Consider the following 18,043-nt stretch of genomic DNA (forward strand, 5'->3'; position numbering starts at 1 on the left):
TGCCATCTAAGACCATCCCTTTCATTGAGCCTGAACATCTCAATTTTATCGGGATGGTCTTGTTGGTCAAACCCTCGATCCCTCCACCCGCATAGCGGGTGGTTTTATGTTTCGCACGCTATCGCGTGCTCAACTGACTAAAGTCATAACAAAAAAGTCCGCGGAATCCGCGGACTTTAATACATGGTAGATTATTTATTGAAAGTAACTTTCTCTGAACCGCCCTCAAGAACGATCGACGTGTCCCGCGGCTTCGTTTCCGCGATTTTGCGGCCGCCTCTGAACGAATAAAGCACTGCCGCCTGTTTGCGAATAGCCTCATATTCGTTCTCCGCTTCAAGAACGATGAAGTTGGCAGGCTTGCCTTCTTCAATACCGTACACGTCCTCGATATGCAGCGTTCTCGCGCTGTTTTTCGTAATGAGATCGATTGAGTTCACGATTTGATCGTAACCGAGCAACTGCGATGCATGGATGCCCATGTGCAGCACCTGAAGCATGTTGCCCGTGCCTAGCGGATACCATGGATCAAAGATGTCATCGTGACCGAAGCACACATTGAGACCGGCTTCCTGCAGCTCTTTGACGCGAGTCAGCCCTCTTCTTTTTGGATACGTGTCGAAGCGTCCCTGCAGGTGGATGTTAACCAGAGGGTTGGAGACGAAATTCAGGTCAGCCATCTTCAGCAATCTAAATAATTTGTAAGTATAGGCATCATTGTATGAGCCCATCGCCGTCGTGTGGCTTGCTGTCGTGCGGGAGCCCAGTCCGCGTTCGTAGGCTTCTTTGGCCACGACTTCCACGAAACGGGATTGCTCATCATCGATTTCGTCGCAATGGATGTCGATAAGACGGTCGTATTTTTCGGCGAGGTCAAACGCAACCTTCATCGAATCGACGCCATACTCCCTCGTGAATTCGAAGTGCGGAATGCCGCCGACCACGTCAACGCCCATTTTCAGCGACTCTTCCAGCAATTCCACGCCGTTCGGGTAAGAGTGAATGCCTTCCTGCGGAAAAGCAACAAGCTGGATGTCGATGTACGGTGCCATTTCTTCTTTCACTTCCAGCATCGCTTTAACTGCGGTCAAGCTTGGATCGGTAACGTCCACATGGGTCCGTACATGCTGGATGCCCTGCGCCATCTGCCACTTGAGCGCCGTTTTGGAGCGCGTTTTGACATCTTCATGCGTCAGGAACGCCTTGCGTTCTGACCAACGCTGGATGCCTTCGAACAACGTTCCGCTCAAATTCCACTCCGGCTCGCCCGCCGTTAATGTTGTGTCCAGATGAATGTGAGGTTCAATGAACGGCGGCAGCACAAGCGAGCCACCAACGTCAATGACTTCCTCATTCGCAGTTGTTTCCAATGACTGCGTGATTTGCTCAAACTTCCCGTCTTTCACGACGATATTCCATAAGCTTTCTTTACCCCGCAATTTTGCGTTCTGTATAATCATTTGTTATCCCCTTTTCATTGGATTCTTTGGCAGGAACGATCAGCATTAACACGATGTAGGCCACTGCCGTACCGATCAGTGCGTTCAATGGCGTGATTCCCGGAGCCAGCTGGGCGAAGGCAACGCCGATGGCCCAAGCTACCATCGCTATCCAGTTTACCTTCTTGAAAGTCATGTCGGCAAACGGTTTATAGTTTCTGCGCTTCACGAAGAAGTAGTCCGCGATGATGATGGCCCCGATGGACGGGATCGCCGCGCCCAGCACATTCAGGAAACCGACGAAATTGTTGTACATCCACATGGCCAATATGGTACCTACGATGCCATTTACAATGACGAAGAACTTTTTCGGAATTTTCGTAATGTTGGCAAAACCCAGCCCGGAAGCATAAAGAGCGTTATCGTTGGTCGTCCAAATATTCAGTCCCAGAACGATGATCGCCGGAATGATCAGCCCTTGCAGGAACATGACCTCCGAGATATCTGCCTGCTTATATGCCATTGCGCCGACTGCGCCGAACAGGAACATGAGTGAGTTCCCCAGGAAGAACGCAATGACCGTTGCAGTAACCGCCTGCCGGGACGTGCGAGAAAACCGGGCGAAATCGGGCGTCAGTGTTCCGCCGCTAATGAATGACCCGATACAAATGGTCAATGCCGCTGCCGCGGTGAGCGTCTGGGTCGGGGTGTAATCGAGCAATCCTTGCAGTCCGCCCAAGGAGCCTGTCCCTTCGAACATGGAGTAACCGCCAAGAATGGTAATAGCCGGTACCGCAATATAGCCCAGAATGACGAGCGATTTCATGCCGAAGATAGCTGATGCCGTCATGGCGAGACCAAATATGAAGATCAACAGGTACACATTCCAATCCATCGCTTTGGCAACCGGAATCGCGAACATGGCCACACCGACGCCGAACCAACCGACCTGCGTAAAGCCGAGCAGGAATGAAGGCAGGTACGAGCCTTTCTCACCAAACGCATACTTTGCCAGCAAATGCGTGGAAAGGCCCGTTTTGGCAGCGATATGTGCCAGCGCTCCCGTATAGATGCCGAGTGCCAAATTACCTGCAAGCACGATTCCAATGAACTCCATGAACGTCAAGCCGACTCCGAGCGTCCCCCCTGCCAGCATGCTTGCCGAAAAGAAAGTGAATCCTAACATGACGGATAACGTCTTCCAAAAATGGTTTCTCTGCGTTTTCGGTACCGCTTGCCACGAAAACTCTTGATCTTGTTTGCTCATCAGAATACCTCCAGGTTAAAGTGTTCTGATACCAAAGAAGCAGAAAAAAGAGGCTACTCGTCAAGTCTTCACTGACAAGTAGCCTCTTTTTCACATCATAACCCGCGCGAAGACGCAGAGCATCCCCTGACGGAATATGCACTAATCCTCGCATGATTATAAAAATCCGCTGCCCTTGCCAGCCTCTCTGGACTGAATTAAAGGTACCAGTATTCAATTACATTCTATTATTTTGGAAAAACCTACAGTTGTCAATGTTATAATTATCCAATGGTTGAAATCCTCTTAATTAAATGTTCTTTTTGCAGGTTGCCTTTTCACATGGCCGCTGCATGTACTGGTTTATGTAAGAACGAATTGCAATTATTTCAACATGTTCTTGGACATGATGTCACTGTCGAACGGATCGAATACATTCTATCAGGTGGAAGAAGCTGCATATACAGGGTTCATAAATGAAGAATCCCCTCCAAGTGAACTTAATGTGCTTTTACACACAGTCTCCTTAAAGGGGATCATATCCATTTAGCGATCGTTGTTCTGCGACTCTAAAAGTTCATATGGGCCTTGTACTTTTCTTCATCACCCCATTTCCAATTGTGCTTTTAGTTATAGACTTCTGTAACTATATTTATAGCATCCTTAGCTATAATGAGCGTGTCACAATTAAGAATATCATATACATTCAGCGAGTTGGCTTCAGTGGTCTGCACATCTGGAATGTTATTTGCACTTTTATACACGATGTGATCCACCTCAGGTGTTACAATTAGCACTTTCTTATTGGCATGAAGAGCTTTAAGCATCGCGGCGATAGCTTTTGTCCTGTAGCTTTCAAGTTTAATATGGTCAACTACAATGAGTTCATCATCTTGCACTTTGGCGGATAAAGCTGATTTGATCGCAAGACGTTTAACCTTTTTATTGAGACGATATCCATATTCACGAGGTTTGGGACCGAACGCAATACCTCCGTGACGCCAGTGCGGCATACGAATGGAACCCGCTCGAGATCTATTAATTTTATTTTGTTTATAGGGTTTTCTGCCTCCCCCTCTAACTTCGCCACGAGTTAAAGTCGAGTGTGTCCCGCTACGCTTGTTCGCAAGATGGTTAACAACAGCTTCATGCAGAACCGATTCGTTGGGGATAATACCGAAGATGGATTCTTCAAGTTCCATTTCACCCGTAATTTTACCTTCCATATTATAAATAGAGACGTTTAACAATCTTAGCTACCTCCTGATTATCATCGTAAAAAAGTGGATTTCATTATAGGAACGGACAGCTCAAAAGTAAGCAGAAATAATGATAATCAGTAGTTTATTGGATTTTGAATATCAACATTTTCTCTCTACTCACTTATATTACAATCGAAGTATCCACGATAACATCCATCACTTCGACCCCCTCTTGGTGCAAATTTAAATGGTTAATACCCAATGTGCCCCTTACATCTACACGATAACAGATAGAAAATTCATGATCTATATACAAAACGATGCTGTAGTATTTTATATTTGTTAACTCAGAACTAATGCTAATTAACATGTAGTGTGTACTCAGAGTGCAGATTTCTTCTTTTCATTATAAAAATCCCTTCAAGAGTAACAGTGCTCGTGTTTAGCACTCTTGAAGGGAAAAGTAGGCATCTATTTCTGATATATTATTTTTCTGATAGCATAGGTTGATAAAAAGAATGATTCTGCGAGTTCCTCGACAGAAGCGCCAGCTAAATATGCATTCAGAATATCATTATTTCTTTTGTTAATCTCTTTTCGTGCGCCGGACAGCTCTCCCCAGACTTTATGTTCATTTTTTTTAGCGGGTATATAGAGGTATTCTCCTTGTATATAATCCTGCAGTTTTTCAACTAGTTCCTCCGGCAAGACGACAGTAGCATTAATATATCTCACGAACGACTCACTCCTTGAAATTATAGTTCAAGTAGCAAAGCCAGTTTAAATTTTGTTGGCTACTCCATGCAAATGCTGAAAACCGGCTCTGCATGGAGAATCACATGTGTTATCGATGTATTTTTATGGGACATTGTATTCCCCCTGGTCAGTTGATCGAGTTATTAAATTTTCCCGTTTGATCCATATAGTTGGCCGCATGCTGCGTTAATGTCTGATCCAAATTGGGTCCTGACGGTGACGTTAATCCCCTTTGACTTCAAGATTTTAAGGAACATATTGATGCTGTTCTGATCCGACTCTACAAAACTTTGTGATGTGGCATCAGTAGAATTGTAAGGGATTAGATTGACATGATATAAATGTTCCCATGACCCTCTGCCACGCAACAAATCTGCTACAGCTTCAGCATGTTTAGTTGTATCGTTGATACCCCTCAGCAGGATATAAGCAATGTAGACCTTTCGCTTCGTTTGTTGAATATGCTCATCCAACACGGTCATAACTTCTTCCAATGGAAAATGATTGTTAATTGGCATTAACTCACTTCGCTGATCATTAAACGGTGAATGTAGGGAGAAGGTTAAATTAATCTGTGGAAATTCCTTCGTCAACTTTTTTACTCCAGGTAATATACCTATTGTGGAAACCGTAATTCTTCGATGTCCTAAACCGAAATGTTTAGGATCCGTCAGCACATGCAATGCATCAAATACATATGGGTTTGCAAGTGCCTCTCCCATCCCCATAAAGGACACACTGTCCAAGGGATAGTTATTCAAAGTAAAGTAAAGAAGTTGATCCGTTATTTCATCCGTTGTGAGATTCCTTTTCAAACCAAGTGTTCCCGTAGCACAAAATGTACAACCAAATCCGCAACCACACTGCGAAGAGATACAATAGGATTCCCATCCAGTTTTATAACTTAACCTTACGGACTCAATGAATTCATCGCCAGGGATGGCAAACAGAATTTTACTAACTTGATTGGATTTCTGCTCCATTTTTGGTGTGATGCTTAACACATTGTTTCCAAGCTCTTTGATTAGTTCATTTCTTAATGGCTTGGGCAAGTTGTTCATTGCTTCAAAAGTTCCAATCCTGTTCCTGAAGATTGCCTCTGTTATTTGCGAATATCTATAATTCGGTTGCTTTAGAGCCGATAAGATCTTACGAATTTTCTCATACTTCGATAAATGCTTCATATCTATCTCCCTTTAAACGGAGAAAACGCAAAAAAGCACCAGCTCACCGGTGCTTTTTTGCGTACATTAACCTAACTATACCTATACAGAAATAAGAGACTACCTATAAATAAGTCACGAACTGTATATATGCATAGAAGGATAAAGTTCCGGTATCTGATTTGTTATTTTGTGAACCTGATCAAACATCGCCTTAAATGACAGGTTCACATGTACATCTACAATTTCAGAAGCAGTCATCACTTTATCCCTCCCATTCAATTCATCATTGTAATCACATGAAAAACTTAACACAATTTATAACTTACGGTCAAGGAGTGTCATTTACGTTATATCTCTGCCTACTTTGGTTCTGGCAATATGTAGAGCCGCAATGAATGAAAGCTTCGCCTACAATTTAATCAACACTTCCGTGCCGTCCTGAGTCTGGACATCGACCAGAACCGTCCCTTTGCAACCTTGCAACTCCTTGATGAGCTGCCTGATCGCATGCTTCGTGCTTTCGTTTTCGAGAATCGACTGCACCAGTTCAATCCCAAATCGGCTGCAGTCCGAATCGAAATCATCCTTCCGGCTCAAGTGCTCACCCGCGTGTCCGTCGTGCTTGCTCAGCCAATCCTTCATTTTGCGCTGGACTAAATTGGAAGTCAGGATACCGCTCCCTATACGCAATACGGCATATGGGACTGGAATCGTAAAAGCGTGCTCCTTGCTCTTAACCTTCACAATTATCATAACCCATCACTCAATCACTACAGTGACGGTATCCTTATCACCGGAGCGGATGTCAACGATTTGCCCGTCAAGCTCATTCTCGATTGCATCGATCAGCAGATCAATATCGATATCCTTCACATATTTCGCGGCCTGCGGAATATTGGACGCAATGCTGTGCCCCGCTCCGAGAACAGCCTTTACCAGTTTAATCGGCAAATTGATGTTGACATTATCGTTCTCTTGGGAGGTTACCCGTATTTTCAACGTTTTGTCTAAATAACCGCCGGATGAAGGTGAGAATTTCTTCGAATAGTCGGGTTTCCCCAGCACCTGCACGGCATGTGATGGATGAGCCGTTTGCTTCTCCTTTAGCGCGTCGATCAACTCCGAAGCCTTGTCAGAATCAATTTTGCCTTCCTGCATCATGGACAGCACTTTACTGATTTCTTCTTTCATCGTTTCTTCCTCCTAAAAGTTTTTGTGAACGATGCTTCCTGAATCGGCTTCGTAAAAACTCGCTTCGGAAGCATAGGCTCATTCATCCTTCAACATTTTGACCGCTTCATCCGCGGTGATATCGCCATTCTCCAGCATGGAAATGACTTTCTTCTCATCAACTTCCGGCTTCTTCCGCGTATCATATCCGAGGGCTGTAATGATATCATTGAGCTTGCCCCGTACCGTCGGGTAAGATATGCCCAGCTCTTTCTCCACTTCCTTTATATTGCCTCTGTTTACTAGAAAGGTGATCACAAAATGGAGTTGTTCGGGCGAGAGTAGAGCCAGCTTTGATAATTCAAACGTGTTCTCAATCGTCGTTCGGCAATGTCCGCATTCCAGCTTAACGGCGTGCAGTTGGTGGTCACATACAGGACACTGTGTGATGATGGGATATTTCATGCTCTACTCCTTTCTTTTTTTGAATTATAAATCAATATATTCAATTTGTAAATGCGCATAAAATTAATTTAATTAATTTCGCGATTAATTTTATTCATTACAAGAGCTGGAATCCCAAAAAATTTAAAATTCTATATTAAAAAAGAAAGCCTCAACGAATCCATCGGGATGGAGCCCAGTTTCAACCCGGTTCATCCCTATCAACTCGATGTGACTCTTTTCCAAAACTCCATCACTTAAGTGGAACTATTCTTTTAACAAAAAAGCTGCGAGTTCGCGACTCCTAAAGCTACATGTTCTTATCCTTCGATAAAAAACGGATTGGTCTGCTGAATCATCTTTGATATGCTGATATCAAACATTGGATACGGGAGATGAACATGAGTGGATAAAATACTGATAGTGGACGATGAAGCGGATCTTCGAAAGCTGCTGACCGATTACTTTGAAATCAACGGGTATTTCGTCATGACGGCCAAGGACAGCCGGGAGGCCCTGCGTAAAGTGGAACAAGGACCCGATCTCGTTTTGCTGGATATCAACATGCCTGGGCAGAACGGTCTTGAAGTATGCGAAATCATCAGAGATTTTGTCTCGTGCCCAATCTTATTTTTAACCGCTCGAGTCGAAGATGCCGATAAAGTAGCCGGCTTACGGGGTCTACTGCTCTAGTTAGGCTTTGTGTTAAAATGCGCTGTCAAACGTACGCTCCATTGAGTCAGCCTCTGTAGAAACCGCGAAAAAGACAAATGGCCCCTTCGTCTTTAACACATGATGATCGACCAGAAAATATTCATCTGGTCGATAATCCTTGAATTTCATTTTCTGTGCTTCGATTCGTTGCTCAATATTCTCTTTGACGCTTTCTGCCTGACGCTCATCCTTTAGCTTGATGACGGCCAATTCATCAGCTTTTACATTCGATGTAGACGTATAAAGAATAAAATCATCCACGCTGTCTGTATCCATCTTATACAATTTCTGCAGCTTATTCAGATCCTGCTTTTTCATTTCTTTTAGGCTCACTGCCTGTTCGATACTTTTTCCGATTTCGGTAGCCGACAGTTGTTCTGAAGTCTTGTCATCCTTGCCTGAGCATCCGGACAAAACGCCAATCACGACGACGAATGCAAGCATAACCGAGTAAAAACTTCTTTTTTCTGTACATTGTTTTTTCATTTTGATCACTCCGTTAAATTTGTTATGGATGGGTCCTCGAAAAACGTATTCGCATTATAAAGCAATAGCATGTCCTGGATCCCCTGTTCGTTCGCAAGCGACGCTAAATCCTCCTCATAATACCGAAGGTCTATCACATGTATTTCGCTATAATGCTTTAATAAGAAAGGAATCAGGCTGTTAGCATACGAATCTTTAACCACCAGCAGCTTTCTACCGCTCGGATTAGCCGTTTTAATATGGATTCGTGCATGATTACCGTTAAGAAACACCGCATATTTATCCTTCCTCTGCAGCTGCTCCATCGCATACAATGAATCCGTGGTCTTCTCTTCATCGACATACGTTACGGTATATTTCTCTTGATCCTTTGGCAAATAAAGCTGCAAGCGATCGGGCTGTATATGTCTGAAACCGCTTTTTGAATAAAGTGAGCCGTAAAATTCATCGGTTACTTGCTGGATGTTAAACTCTGCCTCTTTCTGTGGTGTCAGCCCCATTTGTCTGCAAAGTTCCAGGTAAGCTATATAAGCTCCTTTCGTCGTCCAATGATGATCGGTTTTATAATATATAGGTTGATCACGCTCAGCATATAAACTTGGAAAAACATCAATAAAACGAAGATTAGGATGCAACCATTGCTTTACTTTTTGCAGGTAGGCTTCTTGATCGCCGATGATCGCATATTTTGGGAGCTTGTCTTGATATAGAGCTGCTGCCGTTGGCGCCAGCATCACATATTTTTGCATTTTCGGTGTGGCCTGGTCAAACGCATGAATGGCATCAACCTTCCCCTTCCAATCCTCTTCTGCGGGGGGAATAAAATTCTGAATCAGATACCCGTCTTTGCCGATGTAAATTCCGTTGTTCTCCTTTTTCCCCATCATGCGGTCTGTATCGGTTTTTGTCCCGATCCAAAAGTCTCTAAAAACAAATTGGTCGGACACATATTTTTCGAAATCAAGAGTGAAATCACCAGACACCAATGCTTTCAGTGAGAAATGCGGCAACTGCTCCAGCATCCGATTCTCAGATTCCGATAATGTACGATCCGGCGCCACAAGATTGAGAGCGGTGATCGCTCCTATAAATATCAGCAGTAATAAGGCCAGCAACTTCCGGTTGATTTTGTCATATTTGTTCATAGCTGTCCCCTTTTAAAATCGAAAATATAAAAACGGATTGTAGGTTGCATTGACCAAATAAGCCGTCGACAGAACCATGAATAGAAAATAGATAACCGGTACGGCAATCATGCTGACAATTCTCCATTTTTCCTTTATGAAGGATAACATCTTTCCCGGAAGCGGAGTCGCACAGAATGCCAATACGACTAGTAATACAACATTCGTAGACAAATCATAGAGCGCCTGCTGATCCGCAAAAACATGCCCGCCGAAACCGAACATCGCGCCAATGAAACGCCAAGCGGAAGAGAGTGTCTCCATTTCGAACAAAACCCAGCCGATGATGACGACCAGAAGCGTATAGACATGGCCGACAAAAGCAGATCTGCGTTCCAACCATTGCAGAAGCAATAGTTTCTCGATGATCACAAAGAATCCGAAATACAAGCCCCACACGATAAAGTTCCAGCTGGCGCCATGCCATAATCCGGTTAAAAACCATACAATCAGTAAATTCCGGAGCTGCTTCTTAAACCCTGATCGATTACCGCCAAGCGGTATATAAACGTACTCCCGAAACCAGCTCCCAAGCGATATATGCCATCTGCGCCAAAATTCGGTTACACTTTTAGAGATGTAGGGATAACGGAAATTTTCCATGAAATCAAATCCGAACATTTTCCCCAGTCCCCGTGCCATATCAGAATAACCGCTGAAGTCAAAATAGATTTGCAGTGTAAATGCGGTAATGCCAAGCCAGGCGGAGAGTACGCTCAGTTCCTCGATCGGCGTCGCTTTAACACTCGCCCACAATAATCCGATATTGTTGGCCAACAGCACTTTTTTGGCAAGTCCCCTGATGAACAGTTTCGCCCCTTCGCCAAAACGGTCCAGCGACACCTTACGGGAAACAAGCTGTTCCGCAATATCGCCGTATTTGACGATGGGACCCGCTACAAGCTGCGGGAACATGGTCACATATGCCCCAAAAGAGATGAAATTTCTCTGCACCGATACTTTATCCAAGTAAACGTCAACGACATAAGACATCGTTTGAAAGGTATAGAAAGATATGCCCACAGGCAGCGGCAAATCGGCCGCTTGGATATTCATGTGAAACAACTGATTGATGTTGTCCACGACAAAATCCGCATATTTGAAAAATCCGAGAATCCCCAGACTGCCGACCATCGAGCCGAGAAAAATCGATCTGGCAATCAGCTTCCGATGTCTATATTTATCGATCAGCAGCCCGTTGATATAATCGAAGACCGTGGAGAAGATCATAATAAAAATGTATAAAGGCTCTCCCCATGCATAAAAGATCAGGCTGACAACAAGGAGGACAGCATTTCGAAATTTCATCGGAGATACGTAATAGATCAGAATGGTGACAGGCAGAAAGAGGAACAGGAATATTAGGCTGCTAAAGACCAATACTCACACCCCCATGTTGATTGATCCATTGCATGCTATTCCACTTGGTCTTTTAGCAGATCCAGCATTCTAGTGTAAAACTCCGGTTTGAAATGAATGCCGTCCGAGTCGTACAGATCATTTGAGCCGTTTGAAAATATTGGAGACAAGTCAACATATCCGATGTTCTCTTTCTCCGCCAACTCTTTTAAGCCTTGGTTATAATCATTGATATTTTTGTATCTTGGTTCCAGTTCTTCCGCTTTCGCCGTCACCGGAGTTACTGATAAAAGGGTTACTTTCGCTTGTGGAAGTTTTTCCTTGATCGTACCGATCAGCTTCGCATAGTTTTTCATGGAATAGGCTTTGGGATTATCCGCTGGCCATAAAATGTCATCCGAACCCAAGAGGATAAAGATTCGTTCCGGCTCTCGCTTGATCAACTCATCCATATCTTGGAGTGCGAATTCCGCCGTTTTTCCTGCGCCTGCCAGAACATTCTCCTCTTTAAGCACATCATGGAAAGATAATCCCTCCGTAATGGAATCCCCAAAAAATACGCTGTTCTGGAAGAACACTTGATACGCAGTTTCTACTGAGTCTTTTGATACCGTTGCCTGTCCTTGGTTTTGAGTGGTCGGTTGCTGCGGACTTAAGCTTGTGGATTCGTTTCCGCATGCTGCTAAAGCAAGTGTAATACTCCCAATTAGTAGGGTTGTAACTATTTTTTTCATGTTCATGTTCCTCTCTTTAATTTAAATTTAGAGCTTCTTTAATTCCGTCTAGGATGGAGCTTGCCATCCGGTATTGGAAATCTTCCGACAGCATTTCATTCTCTTCTTGCGGATTCGTTAAATAACCCATTTCGATTAGAGCCGCCGGCATGTTCGAATCCTTCAAGACGAAGAAATCCTCTTTTTTTACTCCCCGGTCCCGAAATCCGCTGGTTTGGACGATATGCTTTTGCAAAATTTCCGCCAAGAACAGGGAATCTTCATGGTAATAGTAGGTTTCAGTACCAGAAACGCTAGCGTCTTCGTACGTATTCCCGTGATTATAATCGAGCTGCCTTTTTTCATACGTTCTCTCCTCCTCCTGAAAAAAGTGTAATCTTCAGAGATAAAGATAAGGTGCAGATAATATCAAACTTCCATAGAGTATTAGGCTTAGGTTGCGGCAAACAAAAGGAAGCTGTTCCTGACAGGTCCATAAGAGACCTTCAAGAACAGCTCCCTGTTCCAAAGGATGCTATTGCTGCGTCTACAAGCGATGATCCTTTTGAAAATTCAAGTGAAAATGCTCGTTATCGTCGTAAACACCAAATTGGTAGACTTCTTCTTCATAGAATTCGATGATCTCCGGAAGAACCTGCAGCGTTTGCGGCTTTTCGTGCATCAATACGACTTCCAAATCGACTTTTGTTGCTTGTTTGATATTCTCGACAATTTGATCCGGGTGATCCTTCAGTTGCCAATCATTCGATTCAATGGTCCAATCCCAAATCTTGATTCCTTCTTGGGCAATTTGGTCGCGCAACATCTTATCGTCCAGTCCAGGCGCTGAACCGTATGGCGGACGTACCAAATTCGGTTGTTTACCTGTAATTTCATGGATGAACGCCAAGTTGTCTTTCATCTCAGATACGAATTGCCTCTCTTCATACAGTCTATTGTATTGATGAGTCATGCTGTGCCCGCCAATATAGTGTCCCTCGTCTGCTGCACGCTTCACGACACTTTGCAGATCCTTGCGCTGCAGGTTGCTTCCTTGCATAAGAAAAACGTCTATCGACGTACTTTCTCAGTAGACATAAATTAAAAAAGCGCAGAACCGGGTTCTACGCTTTCTTATTCAAATGAAAATAGAATAGGACTCCATTGTGAGTGTTGGTTACACCATATGGGACACCATGCATTTCCAGAATCTTTTTGGAGATGGAAAGGCCAAGCCCGGTCCCTCCAGTCGACCGTTTTCGGGAAGGCTCGCCGCGATAAAACCGGTCCCAGATCTTCTCCAACTGTTCGTCCGGAATGCGGGTTCCTTTATTTTCGATGCAAATTTTAACGGTGTCCTGTTCTTCCGTGGCTGTTACGAGTATGGACTGCTGCTCCGGCGTATAACGAATTGCGTTGGTGAGGAAGTTGATGAGGACCTGCTCAATCCGAAGCTCGTTCCCCACAACTTCAATAGGTTCAAGCGAAGTATGCAGATGCAATTGCTTGCCCGCAATGTCCACAGCCATTTTTGCGCATGTCCGCTCGATGACGGTGTCGATATAAAAGGAATCCTTGTTCATTTTATACGTTCCCGATTCATATTTTGCCAATTCTAGCATGTCCACGATCAGCAGATCCATCCTTTTGACTTCATCTTCCATGGCCTCAAAATAATAATCCCGCTTATGGCTTGCCACCCCGTCCTTCAAAATCGCAAGACAGCTTTGTATGACGCTTAACGGCGTTTTCAACTCATGAGATACGCCGGATATAAATTCTTTTCTCGTATTCTCCAGCTGCTTCTCTTTCTCGATGTCCTGCTCAAGCTGGAGAATATGGGAGTGCAGCCGCTCGGAGAGCTCATTAATGTTGCGCGACAAGTCCCCGATTTCATCCTTTGTTGTGATCGGGATTTTCTCCGAGAAATCGAGGTCTGCCATTTGCCGGGTGGTGCGGTTGATGCGCAGCAGCGGCCTGGCGATCTGGCGGGAATAATAGAACGATGCCAGCATCACGAGGAGAAGCGTCGCGATAATGATGTAAGCATAATAATTTTGGATCATTCCCGCGGCTTCGTTGACCGGCTGAAGCGACGTCATCGCGAACAAGTATGCCGGATTACCGTCACCATCTTGAATGCGGTCCACGAAAATTTTATAGTCCACGCGGTATTCCTCGACATCCATAATCCGATTCGAATTCACGGCAGGATCATAGTCGCCGTACAGCAGATCCGCTTGGAAAGCTTTGATACGGTCCAGAAACAAGTGATTCGTATAACGAGAAACTTCTGCGCCTTTCGGTATCCGGACTTTCGCAATGGTTCCTTTGACCAGAAATCCGGGATATTTTTCACGATATTGGATTACGTTCGTTCGATTGAGGACCTCGCCCTCTTTGTTCACCATCTGCCGATTTTCCAGCTGGTTTTCCTCTCTCAGATTGTATGCGTGCATCGCCATCCGCTGGATCACCGGCTGATTGTTCATGATCAAGCCTTCGATCGCAATCGGTTCCCCTTCTTTGATCCAAGGAGTGAGGAACGGATTATTGCTGCTGAAGTCCTCTACGTTGATAAAACTGTATAGAGGTACGTTCAACGTTTTATTGGAGAACATGGCATCATCCGAATGTTCCAGCTTGATTTCCATGATGTAATCTTCGGTATATTTCAGATTCCCCCGGGCGTCCAGCGTCGCGATCCATGTGTTGTTCTTTTGATAGAAGTCTTGCTCGAGCTTGACCATCTCTTGGGCGTTCGAGGCACGATTCAAGTCGCTTTGTTCATAAGCCTGCAGCGCCTTGTTAACGCTCTTCACTTTCTGGTGAACATAATACTGTTTGAAAAATACGGTTTGCCCTATAAAAATCACGGCAAGAATGAACAAGCATAATCCCGTCGTTAATAGGAACAGCTTAAGAACAATGCCTTTTTTCATAACTTCTCCTCGAATTTATAACCTGATCGAACAATCGTGGCAATATGCTTGGCATGCTCCCCTAGCTTGGAACGCAAATTGCGGATATGACTGTTGACAGTCCGATCGTCGCCGACAAAATCATACCCCCAGATTTTTGTAATCAGCTGTTCTCTGGTGATAATAATTCCTTTGTTTTTCATCAGATAAGCCAAAATTTCAAATTCCGTATGCGTCAAACTGCAGTTTACCCCATCCACCGTAACCGTTCGGGATGGAAAGTGGATGGAAATACCGTTGCTGGACAATGCATCGTCTTCCTGGTCCCGGGTCTGTCTGCTCTCCAAAAGCCGCTTCGCCCGGGCCAGCAGGATTGCAGGGCTGTACGGTTTGGTTACGTAGTCGTCGGCTCCAAGTTCAAAACCCATCAAGGTATCATCCTCATCCGAACGGGCCGTCAGCATGATAATCGGAACGTTTGATACTTTTCGGATGCGTTTGCATACAGACCATCCATCCAATTCAGGGAGCATGATATCCAGAATGATCAGATCCAGCTCATGTTCCTGGAACAGCGCCAGAGCTTTTTTTCCATCGTCCGCTTCAAGTACTTCATAACCTTCTTCAAGCAAATAATCTTTTATGATTTCTCGTAAAATCTGCTCATCTTCTACAATCATTATTGTTTTAGACATGTGACAACCTCTCAAGTTTTAATGAGCTTAACATTAGCCCCTCAGACTGACCAGTATGTGCATCATTTGGATATTAGCACTTTTTGACATGCTAGACAAACGTTGTTATCAAGACAGAACTCTAATCTATCTCGGGACCTAAACCGTAAGTCTGGCGGCACTCACTCCTAACCTGCCACTTCCCTACTTTACGAATTCCATCAGGTAATCCAGAAACAGCAGATAGAAATCCGGCTTGAAATGAACACCATTGCCCGCGTAACGGACTTAGTTGACAGCAAAGAGGGATGACAAGTCCACGTAATCGACTTTCATTTCATCCGCTAACTGATCAAGTGCTTGGTTGAAGTCCGTAATGTTCGCATACCGCGGCTCTTGCTTCACTGCTTTCTCGTCGACTGGCGGGATCGACAGGATGTGAAGATCGGTCTTGGGCAGCTTGTTCCGAATGCTGCTGATCAACTGGCGATAGTTCTCGACGAATTTCTGCTTATCCGACAAGGCAAAATGCGTTCGTGAAATGAGAGCCGTCTTCATCGTATTGAATCTTGTGCTGCCGGAAAATGGGGGCCAGTCAATATAATCTACTCCCTTCCCCTTCGCCATCTGCTGCAGGGCTGTATTAAATATTTCAATCTGCAGGTTCATGGACGCACTGAACGGCGTTGTGGTATCTACCGGCGTAATCGACAGTACATACACGCGCGCCGTCGGCAATCGTTCCCTTATATTATCAACCAATTGGGTATATTGCTGTATGAAAGTCTTCTTCGCTTCCTCCGTCGGTTCCCCTAGATCGTTCTGCCCCATTGACAGGAACACATGCGTCGGCTTGCGGCTCGTGATCTCCTCGACGTTGTCCAGCGTAGATTGGACCGTTGCGCCCAATCCCCCATAACGTTTGCTCCAGGAAGCAGGTCCTCGTTCGTCAGTCCTCCAATAATCGAGTCGCCTACGAACAAGCTGCTACAGGCTCCTGCGTCGTAGCGAGCTGAGACTGCTCCGTGTCGTCAGCCGCACTGCAGGCGACGAGGGTCGATAGTATCACTGTTGACAGAAAAATGCTTACCCATCGTTGTATCATTTTCATACACAATAACTCCTTCTTACTTGCAAGATATCCATATCATAAGATAGCGAAATCAATTTCAGGTGCAGAAAAGATCAATTCGTCTTCAATTTATACAACAATCGCTCTGATACTGAATTTAAATGGAATGAATTTGAATTGCTCAGTTTAGAAGCAGCAATGGACGATGAGATATGGAAATCAGAAATAACGGCGTGGTGGGAGGAATTTTTTGATTTCATAATGTCGAATACAATAGAGTTCCAATGACAAAATAGGTAAGGCACACAACCTTAGTTCGGTGCTCAACCGGACTAAGGTTGTCTGCCTTACCCCAGAAATATCAATAGTCTAGTAGACGGCCATTATCGTTCCATTGACCGTACATTTTATTCTCTCTCGTGTTGTTTATGAACTTGTCTAATCTGCTCTTAAATAATTCTGGCTGATTCTTATTGCTTTGTATCGTGTCGATCCGAACTCTTTTATAAAGATCTGGAAATGCCATGAAATTCTCATATACTTGCTTTTCCTCTTTTAGTCTTTGCTCAATAACTCCATCGAGTCTGAAAGAATCGTGATCCATCTCAGGAAGAACCATTCTGCCTTCGTCTCTCATGAACCCCAGCTTTTCAAGTCGGCGGACGCGTTCTTTATTTAATTCAGTCCATGAACTTTTCTTACTTCTAGGTGATAGTCTCTGAGCCAGCTCTCTTTCAGAAATTTTCTTCTTGACGCTATCAATCCATCCAAAGCATAATGCTTCCTCAACGACGTCTAAATATAACAATTTATCAGGGGTTGGCGTCATACTAACCAAGACCCAGCAAGACTCCTCAGTCTTGCCATGGTTCTGCAGCCAAATCCTTAAATCCTCTCTTGATGTTACTGGAATTACATGTTCAATTTCCATAGCTAAAACCCATCCTCCTCCTTTCTAATGAGAATATCAAAACATGGCCCTTTCATTGGAAGGCCATGTTTTGAATGAGTTACTGTTTGTTTGAACTGACTTTATCAATGAAGCGATCTGCGTCACTATTAAATTTCCAGGCAACTCCGAACTGATCAACCAGCATTCCAAAACACGAAGACCAAGGAGTATTAGATAACGGCATCACAACATGGCCACCAACAGATAATTGATTAAAGTATTCTTCCAAAGTTTGTTTATCGTCCATGACTAGACTAATAAGTACGTTGTTTCCTTTCACCAGCTCACCTGTCACCGCCTTCATGGAAGGCAAAATATCCGACATCATAATTTTCCCGCCTGCAAATTCTATCGAAGACTCCATGATCATATCGAGTTCATTTTCTGGCAACGGATAGTTTGGATCCTGAGGAAAATCCCTAAATTTCACTTTTTTTACCTCGTTCGCATTTAGAGCCTCCGAATAAAATTCAATTGCTCTTTCTGCGATTCCATCAAAGTTTAAATATACAATTGCTGACATAAAGTTATACCTCCTTCTTTTG

Annotated in this window: 19 protein-coding genes and 2 pseudogenes; 1 reads left to right on the forward strand and 20 read right to left on the reverse strand. The window is 44.2% G+C overall.

Translation table 11 applies throughout. From position 1 onward, the window contains the following. Positions 1-191: 191 nt before the first annotated feature. The 8 genes from AB4124_RS33565 to AB4124_RS33600 all read right to left on the reverse strand — a co-directional run bounded on the left by AB4124_RS33565 (position 192) and on the right by AB4124_RS33600 (position 7,444). The gene (locus tag AB4124_RS33565) at positions 192-1,460 is read right to left on the reverse strand and encodes a cytosine deaminase (protein WP_441975404.1); all 1,269 of its coding nucleotides are present in this window, start codon (positions 1,458-1,460) and stop codon (positions 192-194) included. Further along, positions 1,429-2,706: a cytosine permease gene (codB, locus tag AB4124_RS33570; protein ID WP_441975405.1), complete on the reverse strand. Its 1,278-nt coding sequence runs from the start codon at positions 2,704-2,706 to the stop codon at positions 1,429-1,431. Before codB ends, AB4124_RS33565 begins: the two co-directional genes overlap by 32 nt. Positions 2,707-3,311: 605 nt before the next feature. Continuing rightward, positions 3,312-3,911, reverse strand: coding sequence for a 50S ribosomal protein L4 (gene rplD, locus AB4124_RS33575; protein WP_441975421.1), 600 nt, complete (start codon positions 3,909-3,911; stop codon positions 3,312-3,314). A gap of 447 nt (positions 3,912-4,358) precedes the next feature. Continuing rightward, positions 4,359-4,622, reverse strand: a complete 264-nt coding sequence (locus AB4124_RS33580) for a CD3324 family protein (protein ID WP_076321494.1) — start codon at positions 4,620-4,622, stop codon at positions 4,359-4,361. A gap of 164 nt (positions 4,623-4,786) precedes the next feature. Next, entirely contained in the window at positions 4,787-5,827 is a 1,041-nt protein-coding gene (locus AB4124_RS33585; RefSeq protein WP_430112288.1) for a Cfr family 23S rRNA (adenine(2503)-C(8))-methyltransferase, read from the reverse strand. 390 nt (positions 5,828-6,217) lie between these two features. Further along, the gene (locus tag AB4124_RS33590; RefSeq protein ID WP_441975406.1) at positions 6,218-6,562 is read right to left on the reverse strand and encodes a hypothetical protein; all 345 of its coding nucleotides are present in this window, start codon (positions 6,560-6,562) and stop codon (positions 6,218-6,220) included. A gap of 6 nt (positions 6,563-6,568) precedes the next feature. Beyond that, positions 6,569-7,000 (reverse strand): SHOCT-like domain-containing protein, encoded by a 432-nt coding sequence (locus AB4124_RS33595; protein ID WP_076321496.1) that lies wholly within the window; start codon positions 6,998-7,000, stop codon positions 6,569-6,571. Between the two features lie 78 nt (positions 7,001-7,078). After that, complete coding sequence (locus tag AB4124_RS33600; protein ID WP_076321497.1) at positions 7,079-7,444, reverse strand: DUF2089 domain-containing protein; 366 nt, start codon at positions 7,442-7,444, stop codon at positions 7,079-7,081. 384 nt (positions 7,445-7,828) lie between these two features. On the opposite strand from AB4124_RS33600, the gene AB4124_RS33605 reads away from it, so the two are divergent. After that, positions 7,829-8,116: a response regulator gene (locus tag AB4124_RS33605; protein ID WP_430112291.1), complete on the forward strand. Its 288-nt coding sequence runs from the start codon at positions 7,829-7,831 to the stop codon at positions 8,114-8,116. A 12-nt stretch (positions 8,117-8,128) separates the two neighbouring features. Here AB4124_RS33605 and AB4124_RS33610 read toward each other — a convergent pair whose 3' ends face one another. The 12 genes and pseudogenes from AB4124_RS33610 to AB4124_RS33665 all read right to left on the reverse strand — a co-directional run bounded on the left by AB4124_RS33610 (position 8,129) and on the right by AB4124_RS33665 (position 18,021). Further along, positions 8,129-8,623 carry a DUF4358 domain-containing protein gene (locus AB4124_RS33610; RefSeq protein WP_430112292.1) on the reverse strand — a complete coding sequence of 165 codons (495 nt, stop codon included), beginning with the start codon at positions 8,621-8,623 and terminating at the stop codon, positions 8,129-8,131. A gap of 5 nt (positions 8,624-8,628) precedes the next feature. Next, complete coding sequence (locus AB4124_RS33615) at positions 8,629-9,768, reverse strand: DHHW family protein (protein WP_441975407.1); 1,140 nt, start codon at positions 9,766-9,768, stop codon at positions 8,629-8,631. Between the two features lie 12 nt (positions 9,769-9,780). Next, entirely contained in the window at positions 9,781-11,187 is a 1,407-nt protein-coding gene (locus tag AB4124_RS33620; protein WP_441975408.1) for an MBOAT family O-acyltransferase, read from the reverse strand. A gap of 35 nt (positions 11,188-11,222) precedes the next feature. After that, positions 11,223-11,906, reverse strand: a complete 684-nt coding sequence (locus AB4124_RS33625; RefSeq protein ID WP_441975409.1) for a GDSL-type esterase/lipase family protein — start codon at positions 11,904-11,906, stop codon at positions 11,223-11,225. 10 nt (positions 11,907-11,916) lie between these two features. Continuing rightward, positions 11,917-12,207, reverse strand: a pseudogene (locus AB4124_RS33630) (N-acetylmuramoyl-L-alanine amidase family protein); the annotation flags it as partial. 219 nt (positions 12,208-12,426) lie between these two features. Next, a pseudogene (locus AB4124_RS33635) lies at positions 12,427-12,945 on the reverse strand (polysaccharide deacetylase family protein); the annotation flags it as partial. A gap of 58 nt (positions 12,946-13,003) precedes the next feature. Then, positions 13,004-14,821: a sensor histidine kinase gene (locus AB4124_RS33640; protein WP_441975410.1), complete on the reverse strand. Its 1,818-nt coding sequence runs from the start codon at positions 14,819-14,821 to the stop codon at positions 13,004-13,006. Beyond that, entirely contained in the window at positions 14,818-15,495 is a 678-nt protein-coding gene (locus AB4124_RS33645; protein ID WP_379406046.1) for a response regulator transcription factor, read from the reverse strand. The genes AB4124_RS33640 and AB4124_RS33645 overlap by 4 nt, the downstream gene beginning before the upstream one ends. Positions 15,496-15,762: 267 nt before the next feature. Then, complete coding sequence (locus tag AB4124_RS33650; RefSeq protein ID WP_441975411.1) at positions 15,763-16,383, reverse strand: GDSL-type esterase/lipase family protein; 621 nt, start codon at positions 16,381-16,383, stop codon at positions 15,763-15,765. Between the two features lie 64 nt (positions 16,384-16,447). Continuing rightward, positions 16,448-16,585, reverse strand: a complete 138-nt coding sequence (locus AB4124_RS33655; protein WP_256720440.1) for a hypothetical protein — start codon at positions 16,583-16,585, stop codon at positions 16,448-16,450. Between the two features lie 322 nt (positions 16,586-16,907). Next, positions 16,908-17,477, reverse strand: coding sequence for a YdeI/OmpD-associated family protein (locus AB4124_RS33660; protein WP_076321509.1), 570 nt, complete (start codon positions 17,475-17,477; stop codon positions 16,908-16,910). Between the two features lie 79 nt (positions 17,478-17,556). Next, positions 17,557-18,021: a VOC family protein gene (locus AB4124_RS33665; protein WP_441975412.1), complete on the reverse strand. Its 465-nt coding sequence runs from the start codon at positions 18,019-18,021 to the stop codon at positions 17,557-17,559. Positions 18,022-18,043: the final 22 nt, after the last annotated feature.

Source organism: Paenibacillus sp. 2KB_20 (assembly GCF_052115765.1).
Classification (GTDB): domain Bacteria; phylum Bacillota; class Bacilli; order Paenibacillales; family Paenibacillaceae; genus Paenibacillus_AQ.